General features: G+C 66.0%; 20 protein-coding genes and 1 pseudogene. 12 read left to right on the top strand and 9 right to left on the bottom strand.

Features of this window, described 5'->3' with window-relative positions:
• Positions 1–186, top strand: a pseudogene (locus AU192_RS25740) (HNH endonuclease signature motif containing protein); the annotation flags it as partial.
• A gap of 151 nt (positions 187–337) precedes the next feature.
• On the opposite strand, the gene AU192_RS18800 reads toward AU192_RS25740, so the two are convergent.
• A complete protein-coding gene (locus AU192_RS18800) occupies positions 338–601 on the bottom strand; it encodes a hypothetical protein (RefSeq protein ID WP_064398923.1) in 264 nt (87 codons plus the stop codon).
• A gap of 375 nt (positions 602–976) precedes the next feature.
• On the opposite strand from AU192_RS18800, the gene AU192_RS18795 reads away from it, so the two are divergent.
• Positions 977–1,834: an SDR family oxidoreductase gene (locus AU192_RS18795; protein WP_064398936.1), complete on the top strand. Its 858-nt coding sequence runs from the start codon at positions 977–979 to the stop codon at positions 1,832–1,834.
• Between the two features lie 11 nt (positions 1,835–1,845).
• Here AU192_RS18795 and AU192_RS18790 read toward each other — a convergent pair whose 3' ends face one another.
• From AU192_RS18790 to AU192_RS18775, 4 genes are all read right to left on the bottom strand, one after another.
• On the bottom strand, positions 1,846–2,691 hold the full coding sequence (locus tag AU192_RS18790; RefSeq protein ID WP_064398921.1) for a mycofactocin-coupled SDR family oxidoreductase: 846 nt from the start codon (positions 2,689–2,691) through the stop codon (positions 1,846–1,848).
• A gap of 102 nt (positions 2,692–2,793) precedes the next feature.
• Positions 2,794–3,009 carry a three-helix bundle dimerization domain-containing protein gene (locus AU192_RS18785; RefSeq protein WP_064398919.1) on the bottom strand — a complete coding sequence of 72 codons (216 nt, stop codon included), beginning with the start codon at positions 3,007–3,009 and terminating at the stop codon, positions 2,794–2,796.
• A 94-nt stretch (positions 3,010–3,103) separates the two neighbouring features.
• Entirely contained in the window at positions 3,104–3,970 is an 867-nt protein-coding gene (locus AU192_RS18780; protein ID WP_082695067.1) for an alpha/beta fold hydrolase, read from the bottom strand.
• Positions 3,967–4,539, bottom strand: a complete 573-nt coding sequence (locus AU192_RS18775) for a TetR/AcrR family transcriptional regulator (RefSeq protein ID WP_064398918.1) — start codon at positions 4,537–4,539, stop codon at positions 3,967–3,969. Before AU192_RS18775 ends, AU192_RS18780 begins: the two co-directional genes overlap by 4 nt.
• A gap of 112 nt (positions 4,540–4,651) precedes the next feature.
• Between AU192_RS18775 and AU192_RS18770 the strand changes: the two genes are divergently transcribed.
• The 4 genes from AU192_RS18770 to AU192_RS18755 are packed head-to-tail and all read left to right on the top strand — an operon-like array spanning position 4,652 to position 9,518.
• The gene (locus AU192_RS18770) at positions 4,652–5,659 is read left to right on the top strand and encodes an NAD-dependent epimerase/dehydratase family protein (RefSeq protein WP_064398915.1); all 1,008 of its coding nucleotides are present in this window, start codon (positions 4,652–4,654) and stop codon (positions 5,657–5,659) included.
• A complete protein-coding gene (locus tag AU192_RS18765) occupies positions 5,656–7,875 on the top strand; it encodes an acyl-CoA dehydrogenase family protein (RefSeq protein WP_064398913.1) in 2,220 nt (739 codons plus the stop codon). The genes AU192_RS18770 and AU192_RS18765 overlap by 4 nt, the downstream gene beginning before the upstream one ends.
• A gap of 20 nt (positions 7,876–7,895) precedes the next feature.
• The gene (locus AU192_RS18760; protein ID WP_064398910.1) at positions 7,896–9,104 is read left to right on the top strand and encodes a thiolase family protein; all 1,209 of its coding nucleotides are present in this window, start codon (positions 7,896–7,898) and stop codon (positions 9,102–9,104) included.
• 3 nt (positions 9,105–9,107) lie between these two features.
• Positions 9,108–9,518 carry a Zn-ribbon domain-containing OB-fold protein gene (locus tag AU192_RS18755; RefSeq protein WP_064398908.1) on the top strand — a complete coding sequence of 137 codons (411 nt, stop codon included), beginning with the start codon at positions 9,108–9,110 and terminating at the stop codon, positions 9,516–9,518.
• A 4-nt stretch (positions 9,519–9,522) separates the two neighbouring features.
• Here AU192_RS18755 and AU192_RS18750 read toward each other — a convergent pair whose 3' ends face one another.
• Complete coding sequence (locus tag AU192_RS18750; protein WP_064398931.1) at positions 9,523–10,137, bottom strand: TetR/AcrR family transcriptional regulator; 615 nt, start codon at positions 10,135–10,137, stop codon at positions 9,523–9,525.
• Positions 10,124–11,455: an aromatic ring-hydroxylating oxygenase subunit alpha gene (locus AU192_RS18745; RefSeq protein ID WP_064398905.1), complete on the bottom strand. Its 1,332-nt coding sequence runs from the start codon at positions 11,453–11,455 to the stop codon at positions 10,124–10,126. Before AU192_RS18745 ends, AU192_RS18750 begins: the two co-directional genes overlap by 14 nt.
• Before the next feature lie 93 nt (positions 11,456–11,548).
• On the opposite strand from AU192_RS18745, the gene AU192_RS18740 reads away from it, so the two are divergent.
• Positions 11,549–13,309: an N-acyl-D-amino-acid deacylase family protein gene (locus tag AU192_RS18740; protein WP_064398903.1), complete on the top strand. Its 1,761-nt coding sequence runs from the start codon at positions 11,549–11,551 to the stop codon at positions 13,307–13,309.
• A gap of 67 nt (positions 13,310–13,376) precedes the next feature.
• Here the strand turns inward: AU192_RS18740 and AU192_RS25495 are convergent, their stop codons facing one another.
• Positions 13,377–14,948, bottom strand: a complete 1,572-nt coding sequence (locus tag AU192_RS25495; protein ID WP_064398901.1) for a hypothetical protein — start codon at positions 14,946–14,948, stop codon at positions 13,377–13,379.
• A gap of 747 nt (positions 14,949–15,695) precedes the next feature.
• On the opposite strand from AU192_RS25495, the gene AU192_RS18730 reads away from it, so the two are divergent.
• From AU192_RS18730 to AU192_RS18710, 5 genes are all read left to right on the top strand, one after another.
• Positions 15,696–18,605, top strand: a complete 2,910-nt coding sequence (locus AU192_RS18730; protein WP_064398899.1) for an MMPL/RND family transporter — start codon at positions 15,696–15,698, stop codon at positions 18,603–18,605.
• Positions 18,606–18,656: 51 nt separating this feature from the next.
• A complete protein-coding gene (locus AU192_RS18725; protein ID WP_082693849.1) occupies positions 18,657–19,325 on the top strand; it encodes a PAS and ANTAR domain-containing protein in 669 nt (222 codons plus the stop codon).
• A gap of 112 nt (positions 19,326–19,437) precedes the next feature.
• Positions 19,438–19,788 carry an STAS domain-containing protein gene (locus AU192_RS18720; RefSeq protein WP_094289728.1) on the top strand — a complete coding sequence of 117 codons (351 nt, stop codon included), beginning with the start codon at positions 19,438–19,440 and terminating at the stop codon, positions 19,786–19,788.
• Positions 19,785–23,948 (top strand): SpoIIE family protein phosphatase, encoded by a 4,164-nt coding sequence (locus tag AU192_RS18715; protein WP_064398897.1) that lies wholly within the window; start codon positions 19,785–19,787, stop codon positions 23,946–23,948. The genes AU192_RS18720 and AU192_RS18715 overlap by 4 nt, the downstream gene beginning before the upstream one ends.
• Complete coding sequence (locus tag AU192_RS18710) at positions 23,948–24,268, top strand: STAS domain-containing protein (RefSeq protein WP_064398895.1); 321 nt, start codon at positions 23,948–23,950, stop codon at positions 24,266–24,268. The genes AU192_RS18715 and AU192_RS18710 overlap by 1 nt, the downstream gene beginning before the upstream one ends.
• Before the next feature lie 15 nt (positions 24,269–24,283).
• Here AU192_RS18710 and AU192_RS18705 read toward each other — a convergent pair whose 3' ends face one another.
• Positions 24,284–25,717 (bottom strand): DUF4185 domain-containing protein, encoded by a 1,434-nt coding sequence (locus AU192_RS18705; protein WP_082695066.1) that lies wholly within the window; start codon positions 25,715–25,717, stop codon positions 24,284–24,286.
• Positions 25,718–25,984 lie beyond the last annotated feature (267 nt).

Below are 25,984 nucleotides of genomic sequence, written 5' to 3'. Positions count from 1 at the left end.
CTCGACACCGGCCAAGCCCGCATCAACAACTACCACCACCCCAACCGCTACCTCATCCCCGACGACGGAGACGACGAGGACGACGAGGACGACGAGGGAGCCCCCGAAGACAGCGGAGAGTGTCCCGACAGCGACGACCACAGCGCAGACTGCCCCGACAGCGACGACGGCGACGATCAGGGCTGAGGGTGAATTAGCCTGCCCCACAGCACTTCGCACGTGTGTGGGCGAGTCGGGCGCGCCTTTACGCGATGGCTACCGCCGACGGGCACGGTCGCAGAACGGCTCCGCATACACCCAAGGGGGCCGCATCGCTGCGGCCCCCTCTCGAACGTGGTCAGGGCTGTTTGGCGTACCGGATCAGGAATGCGGCCGCGACATACCCCGCGGCGACACCGATCACGAGCCACAGCACGAGCGGCAACACCAGCGACACCGGTGACCATCCGATGCTGGAGAACGTCGCAGCCGTGTAGAAGAGCCAGAGCACGCGGTAGAGCGACCAGAGCGCAGTCAGCCCCGCAGAGATTCCGATCACCAGGCTGTACGTCCGGTCGACGCGACCGACCTGCTCTTCGACGCGGGCGGGCACGATATTCATTGCTGTTCCTTTTCGTCATCACGTCGCCGGGATGGCTTCGTCGTGACTGAAGTACAGCCGGGGACCGGGGCTACCGATCCCAACAAGTTCAACCCGCGGCGAGTATCGCCGACAGCAAGACAAACGCCGACATCCCGATCGCGATGCCCACCCAGATCGCCGCGCTGATTCGGTCCGTATATGCATACGGATCATGGCTCATGGCACATCTGTGCCCACGGAGATCCAGCGCAAACCTCGTCGTCAAAGATCGCAGAACCAGCGGCCTTCAAGGCGCAGGACAGCGACCTCTACGAAGGCAGGACTGTGCTCGCCGTTACGCTGCCCGTCGACGTTGGGCGAACGAGAAGCGGTCGATGGCAGGGGATGGTCGAGATGGGTGTGTACGTAGTCACCGGGGCCGCATCCGGCATGGGTCAGCAAGCCGCGACCAAGCTGAGGGCACAGGGGCACACCGTCATCGCTGTCGACGTCAAAGAAGGCGACATCGAGGCCGACCTGTCGACTGCCGAGGGGCGACAGACCGCCGCCGATCAGGTGCTCGCCAGGTCGAACCGACTGGACGGTGCCGTGTTGGCCGCAGGAATCGGGCCGACGCCCGGCAAGGACAGCACGCGGCGGATATTCGAGGTCAACTATCGCGGCGTTGTCGACCTGCTGCAGGCGTGGCGCCCCGCTCTGGCCGCCACTGATCGAGCCAAAGTCGTGGTGATCGGCAGCAACTCGACGACCACCACCCCCGCGGTGCCGCGACGCACAGTGCGTGCGCTCTTGGACGGCGATACCGACAAAGCGGTGCGCTCCCTGAAGCTGCTCGGGCCTGCCGCGCCGTCGCTCGGCTACGCCGCCTCTAAAATCGCGGTCTCCCACTGGGTCCGGCGCACCGCGGTGACACCACAGTGGGCGGGCACGGGCATCCGGCTCAACGCCCTCGCCCCCGGTGCGATCATGACGCCGCTGTTGGAAAAGCAACTGGCCACACCGCGCGAGGCCAAGGCGGTCAACGCTTTCCCGGTGCCTGTCGGAGGTTTCGGAGATCCCGCCCAGCTCGCCGACTGGATGCTGTTCATGCTGTCAGACTCCGCCGACTTCCTCTGCGGCAGCATCATTTTCGTCGACGGCGGTTCGGACGCCTACTTCCGGTCGCGGGACTGGCCGAAATCCGTGCCCGCTCGGCGGCTGCCGTCGTACCTGTGGCGGTTCCAGAGGTTCAACGCCACCAAGTCCGGATAGCCGCACGAAAGTCAGAACTTGGCTACGGCGCCGGCGTCAACGGGTAACGCCGCTCCGGTGATGTACTGCGATTCGTCGGACGCGAGAAACAACACGGCGTTGCTCACTGCGCGTGCTTCGATTACCGGTTCCGGCAGCATGTGGAAGTGTCCGATGACCTGCGTGGCGTCCTCCATCGTCGGATCGGCGAGGTCGGGCCGGACCGTGCGTCGGAAGTGGTCGTTGTCGATCATCGGTGTCAGGATGTTGCCGGGGTGAATCGAGTTGACCCTGATCCATTGCGGTGCAAGCTCATTGGCCAGCGAGTTCATCAACCCAACGACAGCGTGCTTGGCCGACGCGTAGTGGGCCATGTAGCCGCCGCCGCGAAGCCCCAACATCGAACTGACCAGGATGATCGAGCCACCGCCGTTGGTCATGTGCGGCAGTGCGGCTTTCACGGTGTGCCAGACGCCGGTCACGTTGATGTCGAACATCGTCTGCCACGCGGATTCCCGGATCATCGCGGCGGGCGCTGGATCGGCGCTGATGCCGGCGTTGGCGACGACGATGTCGAGCGGTCCGAGTTCACCGACCCCGCGCTCGAGAGCCGTCTGAAGGCTCGCGAGGTCGCGCACATCCGCCTTGGCGGTCACTATGCGGCGGCCCGACTTCTCGACCAGCGTTGCCGTGTCGGCGAGGTCTGCCTCCGTGGGACCGGGATATCCGGCGGCCTCGATGTCGTCGCACACGTCGACGGCGATGACGTCGGCACCCTCCTCGGCGAGCCGGACCGCGTGTTCGCGCCCCTGACCGCGCGCAGCACCGGTGATGAACGCGACCTTGCCGGCAACCCGGCCGACCCTGTTCTCTGTCATTGCGGCCTTTCGCCGACACGGAAGTAGCGGTCAGTCAGACACGGTAGCGCCGAGGGGTGTTGATTCGATGCTTCGCGGAGGTGGTCGGCAACGCCGCTGAGGTCAGACCCGGGCGGCGGGGCGCTCGATTCGCTCGAGTTCGGCACGTGCCTGCCGCTCGACGAACAACGGGATGAAGTCGCGGATGGGACGACCCGCGAAGCGGGCATGCTGTTCGCGGACCAGGCTCGTCACCGCATCCGCCGGAACGCTTGGATAAGACCCCGCCAGGCGGTCGGCGATCTGATCCAGGATCTGTTGCTCACTCAACTCGATCACGAGCTAGAGCTTGCTCTTAGGACGGCTAACCGGTCAAGGTCGCAACTGGATGAAATCCCTCACGGACCGTCGTATTTTGAGCCCGTGAGCGCCCCTACGTGTGCCGGATGACGAAGTTCACCACGGCCTCGGCGAAGGCGTCGTTGCGATCTCCGGCCACCATGTGTCCGGCGCCGCCGACATCGACGAAGTCGACGTCGGGGAAGCGGCCGAGGAACTCCCGGGCGCGCTCTTCGGTCACGAGGTCACTCATCTGCCCGCGCACGAGCAGCATCGGAACGCCGGTGCGCAGAATCGTGTCGACCGCGGCGTGCATCCGGTCCACTTCGGTCACTTCGATCGGCGGCGACGCGGCGGTGCCGTCGATAAACTTCGGATCCCAGTGCCAGTACCAGCGACCGTCGCGTTCGCGCAGGTTCGTCTTCAAGCCGTTGAGGTCGGCCGGCCTTGGCCGATGGGGGTTGTACTGCTGGATCGTGTCGGCGACCTCGTCGAGCGATGCGAAGCCCGAGGTCATCTTTTCGGCCATGAAGTCGTGGATGCGTGACGCGCCGGACTGGTTCATATCCGGCACGATGTCGACGAGGACGATCGCGCGCGCCGTACCGGGCGCGAGTTCACCGGCGAGCAGCATCGCGGTGAACCCACCAAGGGAAGCGCCGACGATGACGGGCCGGTCGGGCAGTTCGCCGAGCACTTCGAGCACGTCCCCGGCGAACGTGGTGACGCGATAGTCGCCGTCGGCCGACCAATCGGACTCGCCGTGTCCGCGGAAGTCGACGGTGACGGCCTGCCACCCGCGTTCGGCGACCGCTGCCGCCGCTCGGCCCCATGACCGCCGGGTTTGCCCGCCCCCGTGCAAGAACACCACAGCAGGTGCGGCCGGATCGCCGATGCGATCTGCGACGATCGTCACGCCGTCATTAGCAGAGACACGAAACACATTGGGAGCCACAGTCATCGGCAGGCCCCGGCGATGACCGTCCGAGTGATCGCCTCGGCCCGGCTCCGGCGAAACGACCGCCCCTCGGTGAGGATCGCGTAGACGATCCCGCCGACGATGGCGTCGGCCGCCGCCTGCGATGTGGCGTCGTCGATCCCGTCGGCCGACAACCGCGCTCTGACGCCCTCGTGCAGTGGGTCGCTGAAGCCCGCCTGCATGCGTGACTTGGTGTCCTCGTGCTCCATTCCCGCGACGGTGAGGATGCGCAGCATGGCGTTGCCGCGCTCGCCCGTCAGCGTGGCCGCGAGGCGGCCCGACCATCGGCTCAGGTCGGCCACGAGGTCGTCGGTGTGTCCGACGGGGCGCAGAATCTTGTCCGCATCCTCGAGCAGCACATCGGCGACCAGCGCCGGGCGGCTCGGCCACCACCGGTAGATCGTCTGCTTGCCGACACCGGCGCGCGCCGCGACCGCCTCGATGCTCAGCCCGTCGAACCCGCGCTGGAGCAGCAGTTCCTTGGTGGCCGAGATGATCGCCGTTCGAGACCGCTCGCTGCGGCGGCGGGGCGCCTTCGCCTCAGTGACCATGAACTGACTCCTCTTACTAGGGTGCCTTCACCGGCGGTGACAACTGGGTCTAATCTTGGCACGGCGAGACGATGCGTCTCGCGGCAACTAGAGAATCCGAGGTCACCCACCCATGACGCCCAAGAAGCTCGTCATCGGCGCCAGCGGCTTCTTGGGTTCCCACGTCACCAAGCAACTGGTCGCCCGCGGCGACGACGTGCGCGTGCTGCTCCGTCCGACCAGTTCCACCCGCGGCATCGACGGCGTGCCGGTCGACATCCGGCGCGGCGACATCTTCGATGCGGACGGCGTGCGTTCCGCGATGCGTGGATGCGATGTCGTGTACTACTGCGTCGTCGACGCGCGTCCGTGGCTGCTCGACCCCGCGCCGATGTGGCGCACCAACGTCGACGGCTTACAAGCCGTGCTGGATGTCGCCGTCGACGCGGGACTGCATCGCTTCGTGTTCACCAGTTCGATCGCCACCATCGGCCGCTCCAACGACGGCCCCGTCGACGAGACCACCCCCCACAACTGGCTCGACATCGGCGGCGACTACGTCCGCAGCCGGGTGCAGGCCGAGCAGATGGTGCTGCGCTACAGCGCCGAGAAGGGTCTTCCCTCCGTCGCGATGTGCGTCTCGAACACCTACGGGCCTGGGGATTGGCTGCCGACCCCGCACGGGGCGCTGCTGTCGGCGGCCGTGCGCGGCAAGCTGCCGTTCTACATCGACGGCTTCGAGAGCGAGACTGTCGGCATCGAGGATGCCGCGCGAGCCATGATCCTCGCGGGTGATCGCGGCCGGATCGGGGAGCGCTACATCGTCTCCGAGCGGTGGATGACCTCGCGAGAGATTTTCGAAGCCGGTTGTGGCGCAGTGGGAGTCGATCCCCCACGACGCGGCGTCCCGATCGCATTGATGGCAGCCGCGAGTTACCCGAGCAGCTGGATCGCCCGGCTCCGCGGCCGTGACACCTTGTTGACACCGCTGAACATCCGGCTGATGAACATCATGTCTGTAATGGACCACTCGAAGGCGGTACGCGAGTTGGGTTGGGACCCGTCGCCGACACCCGACGCGATCGCGGCGGCCGCGCATTTCTTCCGAACATCACGTCGGTCCGGCAGGGAGTCCGCGTGAGCCTGGCCCTGACCCCCGAACAACGCGAACTCAGCGAGTCGGTCGCGCAGTTCGCGGCGCGGCGCGCCCCGGTGTCGGCCACCCGCGAATCTTTCGACATGCTTGCGCAGGGCCATCTGCCGCCATGGTGGAAGGAGTTTGTCGCCAACGGATTTCACGCCGTGCACTTGCCCGAGAACTACGGCGGTCAGGGCGGCGCCCTCCTCGACGCCGCCTGTGTGCTCGAGGCGGCGGGCAGGACATCGCTGCCCGGGCCGCTGCTTCCGACCGTGGCGGCGGGCGCGGTCGCCCTGATGGCCGAACCGACCCCTTCGGCCGCAGCGTTGCTGACCCGCCTCGCGGGCGGCGATGCGGCCGCGCTGGCCTTGCCCGGCGACTCGACATTCACTGCCCGCGACGACGGCCACCGGTGGTCGATCGACGGCGACTCGGACCTGATCGCGGGGATTTGCGCGGCGACAACGGCTTTGGTCTGTGCCGTCAGCGACCGCGGCGACCACATCTGGCTCGCCATCGATACGACTCATCCCTCGGCGGCCGTCGAATCCGTGCGCGGCACCGACCTGTTGACTGACCTCGGCAGGTTGCGTCTCACCGACTATCCGGTCGAGAAGACCGACGTTCTCAACGGTATCGACGCCCAGCGGGCCGAGTACCTTGCCACCGCGCTGACAGCGAGCCTGGCCGCCGGCATCACGCAGTGGTGTGTGGAAGCCGCCACCGCGCATCTGCGCACGCGCGAACAGTTCGGCAAGCTCATCGGCACGTTCCAAGCGCTGCAGCACAGCGCCGCAATGCTTCTGGTCAACAGCGAGCTGGCCAGCGCGGCGACCTGGGACGCGGTGCGCGCGGCGTCCGAACCGATCGACCAACACGCGATGGCCGCGGCCGGTGCTGCGCTGATGGCGGTCGCGCCGTGCCCGGACCTTGCCCTGGACACGCTGACGATGTTCGGCGCCATCGGGTTTACTTGGGAACACGATCTGCACCTCTACTGGCGGCGGGCTACCAGCCTGTCCGCGTCGATCGGGGACAGGAATCGCTGGGCCAAGCGGTTGGGTGAACTGACCACCGTTGGCGAACGCGATTTCTCGGTCGACCTCGGTGATGCCGAATCCGCGTTCCGGGCCCGGATCGCCGAAACCCTCGAGCAGGCCGCGGTGCTGAGCAACGACGGCCCGGGCCGCCAAGGCGACTACGAGCACTTCGCCACGGGCGCGCAGCGCACCGCCATCGCCGATGCGGGATTGATCGCCCCACACTGGCCGCCGCCGTGGGGAATCGCCGCCAGCCCGCTGCAACAACTGATCATCGACGAGGAGTTCGGCAAGCGGCCCTCGGTGGTACGACCGTCGCTGGGAATCGCCGAGTGGATCCTGCCCTCACTGATCAAGGCCGGCTCGAAAAAGCTGCAGCAGCAGCTCATCACGCCCACCCAGCGCGGCGAACTGGCGTGGTGTCAGTTATTCAGCGAGCCGGGTGCGGGCTCGGATCTCGCCGCGTTGGCCACGCGGGCGACCAAGGTCGACGGCGGATGGCGAATCCACGGGCACAAGATCTGGACCTCGTCGGCGCACCGCGCCGACTACGGAGCGCTACTTGCCCGGACCGATCCGGCGGCCCCGAAGCACCGTGGGATCGGCTACTTCATCATCGACATGCGCTCACCCGGGATCGAAGTCCAGCCGATCAAGCAGGCCAGCGGGGAACAGGAGTTCAACGAGGTCTTCCTCGACGACGTTTTCGTTCCCGACGAGATGCTGCTCGGCGAGCCAACCGGGGGGTGGGCGCTGGCGATCGCCACCATGGCCGAAGAGCGTTCTGCCATCAGTGGTTACGTGCAGTACGACCGGGCCGCACCACTGCGTCGAAGCGCCGCCGCGCCCGGCGGGGCGCACGAAGACACGCTGCGTGAACTCGGGGAGCTCGACGCCTACGCCAACGCGATCAAAGCACTCGGCGTGCGCGAGACCATCCGGCTGCTCGACGGGCAGGCTTCGGGCGCGGCGTCTAGCATCGCCAAGGTCGCGATGAACGTGCTTCTCCGACGCACGTTCCCGGCAACCCTCGGTTCGGCGGGCCGATCGGCGATGGCGGCAGGTTCCGACGTCGTCCAGCCGTATCTGCGAGTGCCCGCCGAGCTGATCGGTGGCGGCACCAAGGAGATTCAGCTCAACATCATCGCCCAGATGATCCTCGGGCTTCCGCGCAAGTGATCAACTGAAGAAGGACACCCATGGGACTACGTGGTGAAGCCGCGATCGTCGGCTACGTCGAACTGCCGCCCGAGCGGTTGAACAAGGCGACCCCGGCACCGTTCACCCTCGAGCAGTGGGCGGAGCTGGCATCGGCTGCGCTGCAGGACGCCGGGCTCTCAGGGGAGCTCGTCAACGGCATCGTCACCTCGCACCTAGCCGAGTCGGAGATCTTCGTACCGTCGACGATCGCCGAATACCTGGGAGTGCGAGCGAACTTCGCCGAGCTTGTCGACCTCGGCGGGGCGAGCGCGGCGGCGATGGTGTGGCGGGCGGCGGCGGCGGTCGAGCTCGGCTTGTGCGACGTGGTGCTGTGCGCGCTGCCGGCGCGCTACATCACGCCGATGTCGGAGAAGAAGCCGAAGCCGTTGGTGGACGCCGTGTTCTTCGGTTCGTCGAGCAATCAGTACGGTTCGCCGCAGGCGGAATTCGAGATCCCGTACGGCAACCTGGGACAGAACGGGCCGTATGGTCAGGTGGCCACCCGCTACGGAGCGGTTTACGGCTACGACGAGCGAGCGATGGCCAAGATCGTCGTCGATCAGCGCGTCAACGCAAATCACACCGAAGGCGCGGTGTGGAAGGACAAACCACTCACCGTCGACGACGTGCTGGGCAGCCCGATCATCGCCGACCCGTTGCACATGCTCGAGATCGTGATGCCGTGTGTGGGCGGCGCAGCGGTGGTCGTCGCGAGCGCAGACATCGCCAAGCGGGCGCGGAACAGGCCGGTGTGGATCAAGGGCTTCGGCGAGCACGTCCCGTTCAAAACCCCGACGTACGCGGCCGATCTCCTGCACACCCCGATGGCGGAGGCCGCCGCAACCGCATTCGGCATGACCGATCTGACCCGCACCGATATGGACATGGTTTCGATCTACGACTGCTACACGATCACCGTGCTGCTGTCGCTGGAGGACGCGGGGTTCTGCGAGAAGGGCAAGGGCATGCAGTTCGTCGCCGACCACGACCTCACGTTCCGCGGCGACTTCCCCCTCAACACCGCCGGGGGCCAACTCGGTTTCGGCCAGGCCGGTCTCGCGGGCGGAATGCACCACGTCTGCGATGCCACGCGCCAGATCATGGGCAGGGCCGACGCCGCACAGGTGCCCGATTGCAATCGCGCGTTCGTGTCCGGTAACGGCGGAATCCTGTCCGAACAGACCGCCCTGATCCTCGAGGGAGACTGACCCGTGACCACCTTCGAGCGGCCCATGCCGGTGAAAACCCCGACCACCGCACCCTTTTGGGATGCGCTGGCCCAGCACCGCATCCTGATCCAGTACTCGCCGTCATCGGATGCGTACGTGTTCTATCCGAGGGTGCGAGCGCCGCGGACCCTTGCCGACGACCTCCAGTGGCGCGAGATCTCCGGAATGGGCACGCTGTACTCGTACACGGTGGCGCGCCGGCCCGTCGGGCCGCACTTCGCCGATGCGGTGCCTCAGCTGCTGGCGATCGTCGAATGGGATGAGGGACCGCGGTTTTCCACCGAGCTGGTCGATGTCGAACCCGGTGACGTGAGAGTCGGGATTCGGGTCAAACCCGTGTTCTTCGACTACCCCGAGCACGACGTGACGATGCTGCGCTACACGCCGGCATAGTCGCTCACTGCCGCAGCGGGGTCAACAGCGCTTCGAGGCCGTAGGCGAACACCGCGTCGTAGTCGGTGGGTGACTGCAGCGCCTGGACGAGGGCACGGTCGGGCCAGTCGTCGGTCCACAGCGACGGGTCCTCCTCGTCGTGCTTCTCGCCGCGCACAGCCGAAAACTGCATCACCGCAGACGAAATGACATGCACCTCCACTGCGCGCAGCACCAGGGCAGCGTCCTGGCCCGTCACGCCGAGCTCGGCGAGTTGGGCCGCCAACGCCCGTTGAACCGGCAGGAACAACCGAGGCGTCTGGTCGCGCTCGTGGGCGATGGCGAGCAGATGTTGTCTGCTGATGAGTGCTCGCCGTTGAGCATGCGCGAGTGATGCGATGCGGTCGACCGCGTTATCACCCTCGGTGGGCAGATGTGCCATCTCCTCGAGCAGCCGGTCCACCAGACTGTCGAACAGCTTGTTGCGGCCGCCGATGTGCCAGTAGATCGACGTCACCGCCACCCCGAGCTGCTCGGCCAGCCCGCGCATGGTGAAGCCGTTCACCCCGTGCAGTTCGATCATCCTGGCGGCGGCGTCGAGGATGCTGTCGGAGTTGATCGACTCCCTACTGCCGCTCAACCGGTTCACCCCCGGTCATCCGTTCGGGCTCGGGCAGGTCGAGGTAGCGCTCCAGATTGCGGTGCATGTTGATCACGCGGCGCTCCTCGTTGGACAGCGTCAGATGCTTCAAGCCCGGCTGGTGCAGGCCCCGCTGTAAACCGGCCAACACCGAGATGTCCTGGGTGAGAACCAGTCCGGGGTGGGCTTCGTCGGCGTTCATCCGCACGTCGACGGGCTTGGTACGTGGCGCGCCTGGCGCCATCCGTGTCCACAGCAGCATCACCAACTCACCGCGGTCCGGATCGGCTCCCGGATGTGACGTCATCACCGTCAGGTGGTCGGCATTCATCAGCAGCGTCATGTTCGGGAAAACGTTGTACTGGTGCAGTCGCATGATCTGCCCGGTGTCCGCCCATTGCAGGTCGACACCGCGGGAGGCGGCGAATGCGCGTGTGCGGGCGGCGATGACATCGGCGACCGTCGCGCCGGGTTCACGGTCGTCGGGCAGCGGGGTACCCTCCTCGACGCCCATCAATGCGCCCTGCGTGCACACGTACGCGTCCCACACTTCGTCGTCGCTGACCGACTGTTTCAAGTGCGGGCTCGGCACCCCGTACAGCTGTTCGGATTTGCCCGTGTGTCCCCAGATCGTCTGTGGGGCGTAGACATCGTCCATGCAGCGATGCAACTCAGGGTGCAGGGTTTGAATGTGGTAGGTCTCGCTGTAGCCGTCGGCGATCGTCTTCCAGTTGGCGTCGACCTCGATCGTCATCGTGGCGTAGCAGCGGAAGTCGGCCAGCCTGCACCATTTGACGTCGGCGGGCATCGCCTCCAGGTAGTCGAGCAGCGGTATCGCGTCGACATCGAGGTTGACGAAGACCAGCCGTTCCCAAGTGTCGACCGCGACCGGCACCAGCGGCAGCTCGGACATGTGTAATGCGCCGAACCCCTTGCGGTTCGGCACCCGCCGCAGTGATCCGCCGAGATCCCACGTCCAGCCGTGGTAGCCGCACCGCAGCTCGCGCAGACCCGAGCCCGCGCCGGAGCACAGTGAGTTGCCGCGATGCCGGCACGCGTTCTGAAACGCCCGCAAGACGCCGTCCTCGCCGCAGACGATCAGTACGGAGTATGGGCCGCAGCGATATTCGAAGTAGTCGCCAGGCTCGGCGACATGGTCGGTCGTGCAGGCCAGTTGCCACACCTTGGGCCACATGCGTTCGATCTCGAGCGCAGCGAATGCGGGCGAGTAGTACCTATCGGCGGGAACCAGGGTGGGCCGCGCGGGCGGGGTACCGATCGCATCTTCGCGTCGGACTTCTTGCGCTGTGTGCGTCACGAGCGGTCCTTTCCGAAGTCGCCGCCAAAGCCACTGTAACGGTGTTACAGTGCCCGACACTAGCGGCTGACATCCGGATGCGGAGGAGTAATCGTGTTCGACCTGAAAATCACCGGCGGAACCGTCGTCGACGGCACAGGAGCGGACCGGTACACCGCCGACATCGGCATCAGGGACGGCAAGATCATCGAAGTCCGTCGCCGCGGGCACGGCGACGCTCCGCTCGCTGGCGAGGCCGCCGAGACAATCGATGCCACCGGCAAAGTCGTTGCACCCGGCTTCGTCGACATCCACACCCACTACGACGGGCAGGTCAGCTGGGACAGCTTGCTCGAGCCCTCCAGCGGCCACGGGGTGACCACCGTGGTGACCGGCAACTGCGGCGTCGGGTTCGCACCGGTGCGGCCAGGCCACGAGGAATGGCTGATCGGCTTGATGGAGGGCGTCGAGGACATCCCGGGCACCGCGCTCACCGAGGGCATCTCGTGGGGGTGGGAGAGTTATCCCGAATATCTCGATGTCGTCGAAAAGCAGGACTTCGCCATCGATGTGGGCAGCCAGATCGCGCACGGCGCGGTGCGCGCGTATGCGATGGGGGAGCGCGGAGCCCTCAACGAGCCCGCCTCACCGGAGGACATCGCGGCGATGGCCCGCCTGGTGCAGCAGGGCATCGAGGCCGGTGCGCTGGGTTTCTCGACGTCGCGCACGCTGGGGCACCGGGCCATCGACGGTGAACCGGTTCCGGGCACCTTCGCCGCCGAGGACGAACTGTTCGGCCTCGGCCGCGCGATGGCCGCGGGCGGGCGCGCCGTGTTCGAGCTGGCGCCGCAGGGTGTCGCAGGCGAGGACATCATCGCGCCCAAGAAGGAACTGGAATGGATGCAGCGTCTCGCCGCCGAGATCGACCGACCCATCTCGTTCGGGATGATCCAGGTCGATGCGGCGCCCGACCTGTGGCGCGAACAGCTCGACATCTCGGCCGAGGCCCATGCGTCAGGCAGTGAACTCTATCCGCAGATCGCTGCGCGCCCGTTCGGGATGCTGTTCGGCTTCCCGGGCCATCACGCCTTCACCCACCGGCCGACGTTCCGCAAGCTGAAAGCCGAATGCAGCCGCGAAGAGTTGGCCGCGCGCCTGGCGGACCCGGCGGTCAAGGCCGTGATCCTGGCCGAGGAGGACTTGCCGCCGGACCCGAATGTGTTGTTCGACAACATGTTCGCGCTTGTGCAGTACTCGCTGGGCCGCATCTATGCGCTGGGCGATCCGCCCGACTACGAACCGACGGTCGAACGCACCGTGGACAAGATCGCCAGCGACCGCGGTGAGGACCCGCTGACCACGTTGTACGACCTGATGCTCGAGGACGACGCAACGGCGATGCTGATGCTGCCGTTCTACAACTACTTCTATGGCAACCACGACGCGATCCGGGAGATGCTGCTGCATCCGGCGGGCGTGGTCGGGTTGTCCGACGGCGGTGCACATTGCGGCATGATCTGTGACGCGTCGTATCCCACGTTCCTTCTCACGCACTGGGCGCGAGACCGCCACCGCGGTGACAAGCTTCCGCTGGAATACGTGGTGCGCAAGCAGTCTCACGACACCGCACAGCTGTTCGGGCTGACCGATCGTGGCGTCATCGAGGTGGGAAAGAAGGCCGACGTCAATGTCATCGACATGGATGCGCTGACTCTGCATCCCGCGCGGATGGCCTACGACCTGCCCGCCGGGGGACAGCGGTTGGTGCAGGGCGCCTCCGGTTACACCGCGACGATCGTCAGCGGCGTGGTGACGCGCCGCGACGGCGTCGACACGGGCGCCCGGCCGGGGCGCCTTGTGCGCGGCGCTCGCTGATCCCGGGTTAGCCGGAGACGAGAGACGGCCCCCTCGTTGCCGAGGGGGCCGTCATCGTCGTACCTACTTAGTTGCTGCCGGAACCGCTGCTCGAGCCGGAGCCGCTGCTCGAGCCGGAACCGCTGCCCGAGCCGGAGCCGCTGCCCGAGCCGGAGCCCGTGCTGCCGGAGCCCGTGCTGCCATCCGAACCGGTGCCGGTGGTGCCGGTGTTGCTGCTCGAGCCGGTGGTGTCGGTCGAGCCGGTGGTGCTGGTGCCCGTGCTGCCATCCGAACCGGTGGTGCTGCCCGTGCCAGTGCCGGTGTTGCTGCTCGAGCCGGTGCTGCCGGTCGAGCCGGTGCTGCCGGTCGAACCGGTGCTGCCGGAACCGGTGGTGCTACCCGTGCTGCCGCTCCGGCTGGTGCTGATGCCCGAGGTGTTGCTGCCGGTGTTGGTGTTCGAGCCTGTAGTGCTCTCGGCGTCGGTGTTGCTGTCGCCGGCATCCTCACCAGCGTCTGAGCCTTCCTCGGCGCCGGTATTCACCTCCGTGCTCTCCTCGCCGGTGCCTTCGCCTTCGCCGGTGCCTTCGCCCGTGCCTTCGCCGGTGCCTTCGCCCGTGCCTTCGCCGGTGCCTTCGCCCGTGCCTTCGCCGGTGCCGTCGCCCGTGCCCTCGCCCGTGCCTTCACCGGTGCCTTCGCCTTCACCCTCGCCGTCGCCGGAGAGGCTGATCCCGATGGTCTCACCGCCGAAGCTGAACTCGCCCGGGCCACCCGGGACACTCAGGGTCGAGGCAGCAGTTACCGGAGGCGCGATCGCGTTGGCGATCTGGTTGGGCAGCGTGACCGCGAGATAGGTGAACAGACCACGGTCGAGCAGACCCTGCCACTCCGAGGGGGAGGCGGCCGGCTGGAACCCATTGACCAGAGCGCTGAGCGCCAGCACCGGAAGGTTCACCAGATTGGTGACGACGTCCGTGATGTTGCCTGCGGCCAACGCTTCGCGTGTGGCGTCGAAGATCTCAGTCGACTGCACGATCGAGCCGACGATCGGTTCGAAAATCGCCTTGGTGAGCGCGAATTCAGACACGACATCGAGCAGTGCGGGCAGCTTCTCGGCGCCGGGCAGCGCGCCCACGAACTGCGCGGGAATGGAGAGGATCGGAATCAGCGGCCGCATCCCGCCCAGGAACCTGAGCACGAACCAGCCGTTGACCTTGGAGAAGGCCTCGAAGAACTGGCCCTGCGACAGGTAGGTCAGTGATTCGCTGATCACACCGGGAAGCTGTTCAGCCGCCAGCCTCATCGCCTCGATGGTCCCCGAAATCGCCGTCTCGATGGTGGGACCGAAGTTCGAGTTGAAGTTGATGAACTGGTCCAGCAGAGGACCCGGGTTCAAGGTGTTCTGGATCAGGACGTTGGCGGTCTCGCGGAAGATGTAGCCGGTGCTCAGCTGCCGCAAGAGGTTTTCCGTCGCGCCGGCGGAGTCTCCGGTCAGCGTCTCCAGGCTTCCGAACGTGTCGGCGATGGCCTGTCCCCACACGAGGAGCGGATTGCTGGCCGCCGTGAGCTGGACCGCGGCGTGCGCGACGCGCTCCTGGACGTCCTGAACAGTGGGCATCGGGGGGGCTACCGGGCTGACCGCGATCACGCTGGCGCTTGCCATTGCGACGCCAGCAACCAACAGCTTGGAGTTGCGCCGACTCGATGGCGAGTAACTGGGTGGGAGGTCCTGAACCGGCGGACCGGCCTGAACTGCTAGTTGCACGTTTTCTCCTGTTGTGCCTGTGAATTTGCCAAATGGCAGCTGAAGATTAGCTGAGCCTATCCTAAGAGGCAAGTGATTCGTACCACTAAATAGGGTGAACTATGCTGGCCGACCTTGCGCAGTCAGCGACGCGTCATAACTCGGCATATCGCAGATGAAGCACGGTACTTGCGCATGCACGCAGTGATCGTAAGGAAACTTACACGAGAGTCAGCCGCCGTCCAGAGCTACCTCTCCGGAGGCGCCGTGAGCTGCGCCACATCCCAGCAATCGTCTGCTGACGGCCCTCGGAGAAGTTGCTGAGATATCGCCTTCCAGGTCGCCAGGGTTTCTGGCGAGCGGAGCGCAAGGACTTCGCCCGATCCGCATCCTTCCGCGCAAGTGCTCATGGTGGGCAAAGAGCTTGGCCCGAGCTTCTTCCGTCAACTGGCTCGACTGCGGGCGTTGCGGGGGCCCTGCCTCCGCAGCGCCGCCGACCCACCCAAGCAAACCGGTGACGCCGCGTCCTCCGGGAAACCAGCCACGAGCTGGTCTTCAACGATTGACAGGCGATAGTTCGACGGGCTAGATATACGACACGCACGGTGGACAGGGTCATGGGGACACGGTCGGCCTGCGACACGCGCGCCACCGAAGGGTCATGGGATGACCGCAATTCGACCAGCCCGCAGTCCGTCCGGAACGCAGGCCGAACGATCGCGCATTGCCCATGCCATCCGGGTGCTCTCGGTGCCGATCATCATCGGCTGGGTAGTGCTGACCGCGGTGACCAACGTGTTCGTCCCGTCGTTGGAGAAGGTCGGCGAGGCCAACACCGTCTCGATGAACGCCCACGACGCACCGGCTTTCATCGCGATGCAGCGCATCGGCGCGAACTTCCAGGAGTTCGACTCCGACAGCAACGCGATGGTCATTCTGGAGGGCGACAAACCGCTCGGCGCACAAGCACACCGCTACTACGACGAGTTGATCCAGAGGTTCCGCGCCGACCCGGAACACGTCGAGCACGTCGCCGATTTCTGGAGCGACCCGCTGACCGCAGCGGGGGCGCAGAGCGCCGACGGCAAGTCGGCGTACGTGCAGATCTATCTGCGCGGGAACATCGGCGAGACGATCGCGAACGAATCGATCCAAGCGGTTCGCGACATCATCGCGGAAGTCCCTGCCCCGCAGGGAATCAGGGCGTACGTCACCGGCGGAGCGGCGTTGAACGCCGACCAGCGCGTCGCCGGTGACAAGGGAGCCGTCAAAGCAACTGTCGCAACGCTGATCGTCATCGCGGTGATGCTGTTGTTCGTCTACCGCTCGATCGCCACCATGGTGCTGATCCTGTTCATGGTGTTCGTCGAACTCGGCGCCTCCCGTGGCATCGTCGCTTTCCTCGGTGACACTGGACTCATCGGGCTCTCGACATTCGCCACCAGCCTGCTGACCCTGATCGCCATCGCCGCGGGAACCGACTACGCGATCTTCCTGATCGGCCGATATCAAGAGGCCCGCCAGGCCGGTGAGGACAAGGAAACCGCTTACTACACAATGTTTCACGGCACTGCCCACGTGGTGCTGGGATCCGGTCTGACCATCGCCGGCGCCTTGTTGTGCCTGAAGTTCACCAGGCTGCCGTGGTTCCAGACCATGGCGGTGCCGTGCGCGGTGGGCGTTCTCGTCGCGGTGATCGCCGCCTTGACGTTGGGTCCGGCTGTCACCGTCGTAGGTAGCCGGTTCGGATTATTCGAACCGAAGCGGCCGATCAACTCCCGTAGATGGCGACGGGTCGGCGTCGTGGTCGTGCGATGGCCGGGGCCGGTTCTGGTCGCGACCTGCGCCCTGTCACTGGTCGGGTTGCTGGCGCTGAACGGATACAAGGTCGACTACGACGGGCGGCACTTCCTTCCCGCCGACACCCCGTCGAACATCGGATACGGCGTCGCCGAACGGCATTTCGACGCCGCCCGGATGAACCCCGAGCTGATGATGGTCGAGAGCGACCACGATCTACGCAACTCGGCCGACTTCCTGGTGATCGACAAGATCGCCAAGGGGGTCTTTCGCGTACCCGGCATCGCTCGCGTGCAGACCATCACCCGGCCGCAGGGTAAGCCGATCGAGCACACCACTATCCCGTTTCTGCTGAGCATGCAGGGCACGACCAACCAGCTCAATCAGAAGTACCTGCAGGACCGGATGGCCGACATGTTGGTCCAGGCCGACGAGATGCAGACGACCATCGACCAGATGGAAAAGATGGCAAGCCTGATGCAGCAGATGGCCGACACCACTCACAGCATGGTGCGAAAGACCAAGGAGATGACGGTTGACGTTGCCGAACTGCGGGACCACATCGCCGATTTCGACGACTTCTTCCGACCGGTCCGCAATTACTTCTACTGGGAACCGCACTGCTTCAACATTCCGATCTGCTGGTCGCTGCGCTCGATCTTCGACACCCTCGACGGCATCGACACGCTGACCGATGACATCGAGCACCTCGTGCCCGATCTCGAACACCTCGACAGCCTGATGCCTCAGCTGATCCTGCTGCTACCTCAGCAGATCGAAACCATGAAGACGATGAAGACGATGATGTTGACCATGCACTCCTCGCAGAAGGGTCTGCAGGATCAGATGGCCGCGATGCAGGAGAACTCGCACGCCATGGGCGACGCGTTCGATGCGTCGATGAACGACGACTCGTTCTATTTGCCGCCAGAAGCGTTCGAGAACAAGGACTTCCAGCGTGGCATGGACAACTTCATTTCCCCGGACGGTAGGTCGGTGCGCTTCATCATCGAGCATGAGGGCGATCCCGCCACCCCAGAGGGCATCGACCACATCGACGCGATCAAGCTCGCGGCCAAGGAAGCCATCAAGGGCACTCCGTTGGAGGGGTCCACCGTCTACCTCGGCGGAACCGCGGCAACGTACAAGGACATGCGCGACGGCTCCAACTACGACCTGATGATCGCCGGTTTGTCCGCTGCGGCGTTGATCTTCATCATCATGCTGATCATCACGCGGGCGGTGGTAGCCGCAGCGGTGATCGTCGGAACGGTTCTGCTTTCGCTGGGCACGTCGTTCGGACTGTCTGTGCTCGTCTGGCAGCACCTGCTGGGCATCAAGCTGCACTGGATCGTGTTGGTGATGTCGGTGATCCTGTTGTTGGCCGTCGGCTCGGATTACAACCTGCTGCTGGTTTCCCGGTTCAAGGAGGAACTGCACCACGGGTTCAAAATCGCGATCATCCGTGCGATGGCCGGTTCGGGCAAGGTCGTCACTTCGGCGGGCCTGGTGTTCGCCGCGACGATGGCCTCGTTCGTCGTCGGCGATCTGCGCAGCATCGCCCAAGTCGGCAGCACGATCGCGTTGGGTCTGCTGTTCGACACCCTCATCGTGCGCGCGTTCATGACGCCGTCCATCGCCGCACTGCTCGGCCGTTGGTTCTGGTGGCCGCAGAGGGTGCTCACCCCGGCATCGCAGCGCAGGATGGCCGCCGTGTTCCCGGAGCGGGCGACGGTGGGAACCAGCATCCGCGGCCGAGCAGAACCGGAGTTATAGAGCTTTCCGAACGCGCTCCTTCTTCGGGGTCCGTGGTGCCATGATGGGCAGATGTCGAACCCCGACGTGGCGGACAGCCCCCTACCGTCTGCCTCGGCTTGGGCTATTGCGGACCGCAATGTCGGCACGTTCCGGTTCTGGTTCGTCGGGCAGCGCTGGGAGTGGTCGGACGAAGTGGCGCGGATGCACGGGTACGAACCCGGCACCGTCGTGCCGACAACCGAACTGCTGCTTTCGCACAAACATCCCGACGACCGACAGCACGTCCAGGACCTACTCGACCACGCCCTGCACCTGGGTGGCTCGTTCTCCAGCCGTCACCGGTTCATCGACACCGCGGGCAGGTTGCATACCGTCATCGTGATCGGCGACCGGATGCTCGATGACAAGGGTGCGGTGGTCGGTACCGAGGGCTACTACATCGACCTGACCGACACGTTCGCCCAGACCCGCCGTCAAGCGTTGAGCGAGTCGCTGCCCGAGCTGTTCGAGGCCCGAGCGGCGATCGAGCAAGCCAAGGGCGCCCTGATGCTCGTCTATTGCATCGACGCCGAAGCCGCATTCGAGTTGCTGATGTGGCGCTCACAGCACACCAACACGAAGTTGCGCTCCCTGGCCGCGCAGATCGTCGCCGAACTCGGCACGATCGATCCCCAGCGTGACGACCTGCGAAGGCAGTTCGACCATCTGCTGCTCACCGCGCACACCCGCGCCGAGTAGGTGATCGAGGGCCGTGGATGCGCGTGGTAACTGAAGTCGTCGCCGCCGGGGTATCACCAAGGCATGACGGATCAGACGCGCGTACCGCTCCACCACTGACGGGTGGGATGACGTGGCGCAATTAGAGGTGAGCCTGGACATGCGCGACACCGCGGTGGTGGTGTCGGTAGCAGGCGAGATCGACTCGAACAGCGTCGGATCGCTGCAGCCACACCTTGACCGCGCGGTCGAGGCCGCCGACGAGCATCCGGCCAAGTTGCTGATCGTCGAACTGTCCAGGGTCGGCTACTTCGGCAGTGCCGGCCTGAACGCCCTCCTCGAGTGTTACGAGAAGGGCTTGGCGGCGGGGGTGACGGTGCGGTTGGTGGCCGCCAACCCCGAGGTGGTCCGCCCCATCGAGGTCACCAGGCTCGACAAGGTTCTGCGGCCGTACGGGTCTGTGGCCGATGCGGTCGACGCATGAGTAACCCGAGCGGGCCGCAGACTCGGTTGACCACGGTTTTCGATGCCGACGGCGAGATCGGACCCGATCTGGGCGAGGTTCGGTGGGCCGCCACGCCGTTGGGGACGCCGGACGGCTGGCCGCAGAGCCTGCAAACCGCGGTCAGCATCCTGCTGTCCTCGCGATTCCCGATGTGGATGGCGTGGGGTCCTGATCTGACGTTCTTCTGCAATGCCGCCTACCGACGGGACACGTTGGGCCGCAAGTATCCCTGGGCGCTCGGCCGGCCTGCGCGCGAGGTGTGGGCCGAGATCTGGCCCGATATCGGCCCGCGAATCGATCTCGTGCTCTCCACCGGAGAGGCGACCTGGGACTCGGCACTGCTTCTGTTCCTCGAGCGCTCCGGTTATCAGGAGGAGACGTACCACACCTTCTCCTACAGCCCGCTGCGCGACGACGACGGGCTGGTCGTGGGCATGCTGTGTGTGGTCAGCGAGGACACCCAGAAGGTGATCAGCGAGCGGCAGATGGCGACGTTGCGCGACCTCGGATCGGACCCGAGCGCGGTGCGTACCGAAGAAGAGATCATGGCGTTCGCCGAACGCCAACTCGGTCAGAACTTGCGTGACCTGCCGTTCACGTTGATTTATCTGTTCGACGCCGACGACGGTGCACGCCTTGCCGGATCCACCGGGGGCATCGCCGACCATCCGATCGCATCGCCACGTGTGGCCGCAGACAGCGATGGCAGTTGGCCGCTCGACAAACCTGCGCGCGGTGAGACGACGGTGCTCACACTCGACGACGACAGGTATGCGGACCTGCCGACCGGTGACTGGCGCGACCCACCCACACACGCGCTGGTCGTCCCGCTGCAACAACAGGGCGGTTCTCCGATCGGTTTCCTGGTCGCCGCGCTCAACCGCTACCGCCGGCTCGACGACACGTACCGCGGCTTCGTGTCGCTCGTGGCGGGCCACGTCGCCGCGGGCGTCGGCAGTGCGCGCAACTACCAGGCGCAGCAGCAGCGCGCCGAAGAGCTCGCCGAGCTCGACCGTGCCAAAACGGCGTTCTTCTCCAACATCAGCCATGAGTTCCGGACCCCGCTGACGTTGATCCTCGATCCGGTCGCCGAACTGCGGACCCGCGGAGCCGACCTCGACGCTCCCGCCCGCGAGGAGCTGGACATCGTGTGGCGCAACGGGTTACGGCTGGCCAAGCTGGTCAACACGCTCCTCGACTTCTCGCGCATCGAAGCCGGCCGCATGCGGGCGAGCTTCGCCCCGGTCGAGCTCGGGTCCGTCACCGCCGAGCTCGCCAGCGTCTTCCGGTCGGCGATCGAGCGTGCCGGCCTCATGTTCACCGTTGACTGTCCTCCTCTCGACGAAACGGTCTACATCGATCGCGACATGTGGGAGAAGGTGATCTTCAATCTGCTGTCGAATGCGCTGAAATTCACGTTTACCGGCGGCATTTCGGTCAACGTGACCCGCGACGGTGACGATGCGGTGGTGACCGTCTCCGATACCGGGGCCGGAATTGCCGCCGCGGAGATACCCCGGTTGTTCGAACGGTTCCACCGGATCGAGAACGTGCGGGCGCGGTCGAACGAGGGCAGCGGGATCGGCCTGGCATTGGTCAAGGAGCTGGTCGAACTCCATGGCGGCAGCATCACCGCCGAGAGCACCGAAGGCGTCGGCACCACGTTCGCGATCCGCCTGCGCTTCGGCACCGCGCATCTACCGGCCGCGGCACTCTTCTCGGCAGACGACACGCGGATAGCGGCCGCAGGTGCCGAACCCTACATTCAGGAGGCGCTGCGGTGGCTGCCCGCCGACGGCGAAGGGCCTGCCCCCGATGTGCCCCCGAAGCTGCCCGGCTCAACCACTTCGCCTCCGGTTCCGGGCACCACACCGCGTGTGCTCATCGCCGACGACAACGCCGACATGCGTGACTACGTCGCCCGGATGCTGCGCAACGACGGATACCTCGTCGACGCCGTCACCGACGGTCAGCAAGCGCTGGACGCGGTCCGTACGGAGTTGCCCGACATGGTGGTCAGCGACGTCATGATGCCGCGTCTGGACGGCCTTCAACTCGTCGCTGCCTTGCGATCCGACCCGCGCACCGCCGCCATACCGGTGCTGATGTTGTCCGCCCGCGCCGGACAAGAAGCCGCCATCGAGGGTTTGCAAGCCGGCGCCGACGACTATCTCGTCAAGCCGTTCGCCGCCGCGGAACTGCTCGCGCGCGTGCGCGCGAACGTCAAACTCGCAAGGATCCGCAATCATCACGCCCGCTGGCGCACCGCGCTGATCGACTCGCTGCAGGAAGCGTTCTTCGTGGCCGACGAGCGCGGCGCGGTGATCGAAATCAATGCGGCGTTCACCGACATCCTGGGGTACGGCGTCGAGGAACTGCCGTACGAACCCGTACAACCGTGGTGGCCGACGGCGGAGTCGGATCCAGAAGCCCACCACCAAGCCAACCAGCTGCTGTCACAGATTCTGCGTGAACCTCATGGCAGGCACACGGTTCCGGTTACGCACCGCGACGGGCACCGTCTGTGGGTGACTCTCACCTACAACCAGATCGAGGAGATCGACACCGGCAGGCCCGTGCTGGTCGGCACCTTCCGCGACGTCACCGCCGAGCACTACACGGTGCAGCGGGAGGCCGCGCTGGCAGCGCTCAACCAGCAACTGGCGCAGGCGGATACGCTCGACGACGCGGTGCGCACGGCAGCCGATGTGCTGCGTGAGGTGTGGCGGGCGCACCGGGTCCTGGCCGTCACGTTTCCGGTCGACGGCGCCACGACGATCGATCCGACAGGGCTGGTCTGTTCCGGCGAGCCTGCCCAGTGGCACGACCTGCCCGCGCCCACAAAACTGGCGATCACCTCGCTGCGCTCCGCAGACTCACTGGTGGCCGATGCGTCGGACACCGGGTCCGCGCGCATCGCCCTGCAGCATCCGCGCGGGGTGCTCGTCGTCTACCTCGAGTTGCCTGAGCGCCGACCGTTCACGGCCGAAGACAAGACGCTGCTAGCGGTCTTGGCAGGCAGGCTCGGCCAGGGGTTGCAGCGCGTCCACCTACTCGACCAGCAGCGTGAAACCGCACTCGCGCTGCAGCACGCGATTCTTGGTCCGACGGTTTCGAGCGGCTTCGCCGTGCGGTACCAGCCGGCCACGCGCCCGCTGCAGGTCGGTGGTGACTGGTATGACGTCGTCGATCTGGACGACGGCCGGATCGCGTTGATCGTCGGCGATTGCGTCGGGCACGGATTGACCGCCGCCACGGTGATGGGGCAGCTGCGAAGCGCCTGTCGGGCATTGCTTCTGGAACACCCCGGACCGGCCGCGGCGCTGACAGCCCTTGACCGATTCGCCGCCCGGTTGCCCGGCGCACGGTGCACGACGGCATTCTGCGCCGTGCTCGATCCGGACACCGGTGAGTTGCTGTACTCCAGTGCCGGCCACCCGCCTCCGGTCATGGTGCTTGCCGACGGCACGAGCCGACTGCTCGACGACGCCTCGGTCACCCCGCTCGGGTTGCCCTTCGATCACATTCGTCCGGAGGGCCGGCAGGTCATGCCGCCCCGCGCGACGTTGTTGCTCTACACCGACGGCCTGGTGGAGCGTCGGCGCGAATCTCTCGACAAGGGCATTGGCCGGGCCGTCGACGTGCTCGAAAACCATTCCGCCACAGCGCTGGACGACCTGGCCGATGAGATCATGACGCAGCTGACACCCATCCACGGATATCAGGACGACGTCGCGCTCATGCTGTATCGGCAACCGGCGCCGCTGGAAATCGAATTCAGCGCTGATCCCGCTGAATTGGCAGGCACGCGCAGCGAGCTGCGGAAGTGGTTGGTGCGGGCGGGGATTGATCCGAGCCAAACCCTCGACGTGTTGATCGCCACCGGGGAGGCGCTCGCCAACGCGGTCGAGCATGGGCACCGTGACCGTCCCGGTGGCGCCGTGCGTCTGCGCGCGACCGTGCTGGCCGACCGGCTTCACCTGACCATCGCCGACACCGGGGTGTGGAAAGTGCCCCACGCCGACCCCGCGTCCCACCGCGGCCGCGGAATCGCGCTGATGCGGGCGCTGATGAACAACGTCACGATCGAGACGGGCGCTTCCGGCACGACGATCGACTTGCACGCCAGGATCGCCTGATGCCCACAGCGCTCACCGTGCGCACCGACCGTCGGGTCGACGGCACCGTGGCGCTGAGCGCGGCGGGCGAACTCGACTTGAGCAATATCGACACGTTCACCGACGCCATCGCCGAGGCCGTCGGCAGGTCAAATCAGGAGTTGGGGCGGTTGACGGTCGATTTGACCGCGATCGAGTACCTCGACAGCGGAGCGATCAACGCCCTGTTCGAAAACGCACAGCAGATCCGCAAGATCGTTGCCAACCCGATCCTGATGCCGGTGCTGTCGATCAGCGGGCTGACGTCGGTGGCCGAAGTGCAAGCGGCAGAGGGCGACTGAACGGTTCTGGTGAGGTCACGGAAGCACCGTGCGCATCAACATGACGTTGTAGGCCGACCACAGCGACAGGTTGAAGTACAACTCCTTGCCGGTCGACCACGGATGCAGGAACGGCGCATAGACACCGCCGGGGACATCCCAGGACCGCACCAACAACTGCTCGGGACCGTACGGTCCCTGCGGAGCGGGTGCCATCCTGGCCACCACGTCGTTGGCGCCGTTGCAGTACATGACCAGGTACTGCTTGAGGTAGGTGTTGTACTGGGCGGACATCTCACCGACCGGGCCCGGGATCACTACGGTGGCCGCACCCGGATCCCTTGGTACCCAAGCATTTTGATCAGCGTTCCAGTACTCGTAGCGGTTGAGATCGGGCACCGCTCCCTGCGGGATGCGCGCGATGTACGCCGCGCCGGCTCTGCCCGCCGGTGTCCCGAACGTGTAAAGGTAGGGATCACCCGCGCCCGGCGTCAGGAACGCGCCCTGTTGGAAGTTCTCGTTGCCGCGCACGTATCGAGCGCCCGCGACGTCGCCTTCGCGTGCGGCGCGCACCGTGCCGGGATAGACGCCCCAGTGCTCGCCGTTGTCGGGGGAGACCGCGATCGCGGAGAAATTGGTCGTCCACCGGCCGTCGGCGTCCCAGCTCTTGATGGACATGAAGTTCACGAACTGGTTGCCGCCTACCGCGACACCCGCGGTCGGAATGATGCCCTTCTCATTCGGCGCCCACTTGGTGCTGTTGATGATCTGCTTGGACAGGCCGGGCGCCCACAGCGGGGAACCGGAGTAACGGTTGGCGAGCGCGCCGTCGGGCACGGCGACCGTCTTCGACAGCGCCCCGTCCTGGGTGCGCAGCAGCGCGTTGTAGCGCCATTGCTTCCCCCGCACGCTGCAGTAGCCGTAGGTGTCACCGAACGCCATCAACACCTGACGATTGCCGGCATCGCCGTTGTCCCACATGATTCCGAGGTCGGTACCGGTGATCGCGAATCGTCCGATCGTGTTGTTCGGGCTTTCGGGGCCGGTGACCCACCCGACGAGCGTCGTCCCCGGCGGCGCGGGCGGCGGAGGCGGCTCGGGGGCGGCAGCGGGAACCTGCTGCGCGACAGGCTGATCCGCCACGGGCTGAGGTGGCGTGGGGCGGACGGCGGCCTGTTGGTCGACGGTCGCCGACTGGGGCGAAAGTGACTGGAGGATCTCGGCGGGCAGTCGGCCGAGTCGCGGCAACGGCGCTTCGTCGTTGGTGTTGCGAGGCCGGTGGCCGACCGGCGGGCCACCCGGCAGCGCCGGCGTCGCTTCGGTGTTCGGCGCGGCAGGCGGTTGTGCGGCCGCCGCCGCCCCGGTGCACGGTTCCGCCGTGGCCGAGGGGGCGACGCCGAGCACGGCGCTCAGTGCGATCACGGTTGCGGACGCCACCGACAACGAGGCGATGCGCGGAGGCGGCGACATGTCACACCTTTCGGAGGCGGGCGCCCGATGAGACGTCAGCGATGGGCGGATGTGACGTTAGTGACGAAAGTGACTCTTGTGATCTTGATGCGCGGATAGGTACTCACCTGTGACCGTGTCGCAACCTCCCAATCCTGCGATTTGCGCGCCGTTTCGCTCGCTGAGTGGCTGTTGCGAAATGCCGATGGATGTGAAGTACCCCAGGTTTTGTTCCTACTCGGTTGCGAGGGCCGGGGTTGGCTGGCTCGCAGGTTGTGAGGTGCCGGT

It is taken from the genome of Mycobacterium lehmannii (assembly GCF_001499925.1).
Lineage (GTDB): Bacteria > Actinomycetota > Actinomycetes > Mycobacteriales > Mycobacteriaceae > Mycobacterium > Mycobacterium lehmannii.
The sequence above is the reverse complement of the archived record's forward strand: the minus strand, read 5'-3'. Positions and strand labels throughout refer to the sequence as shown.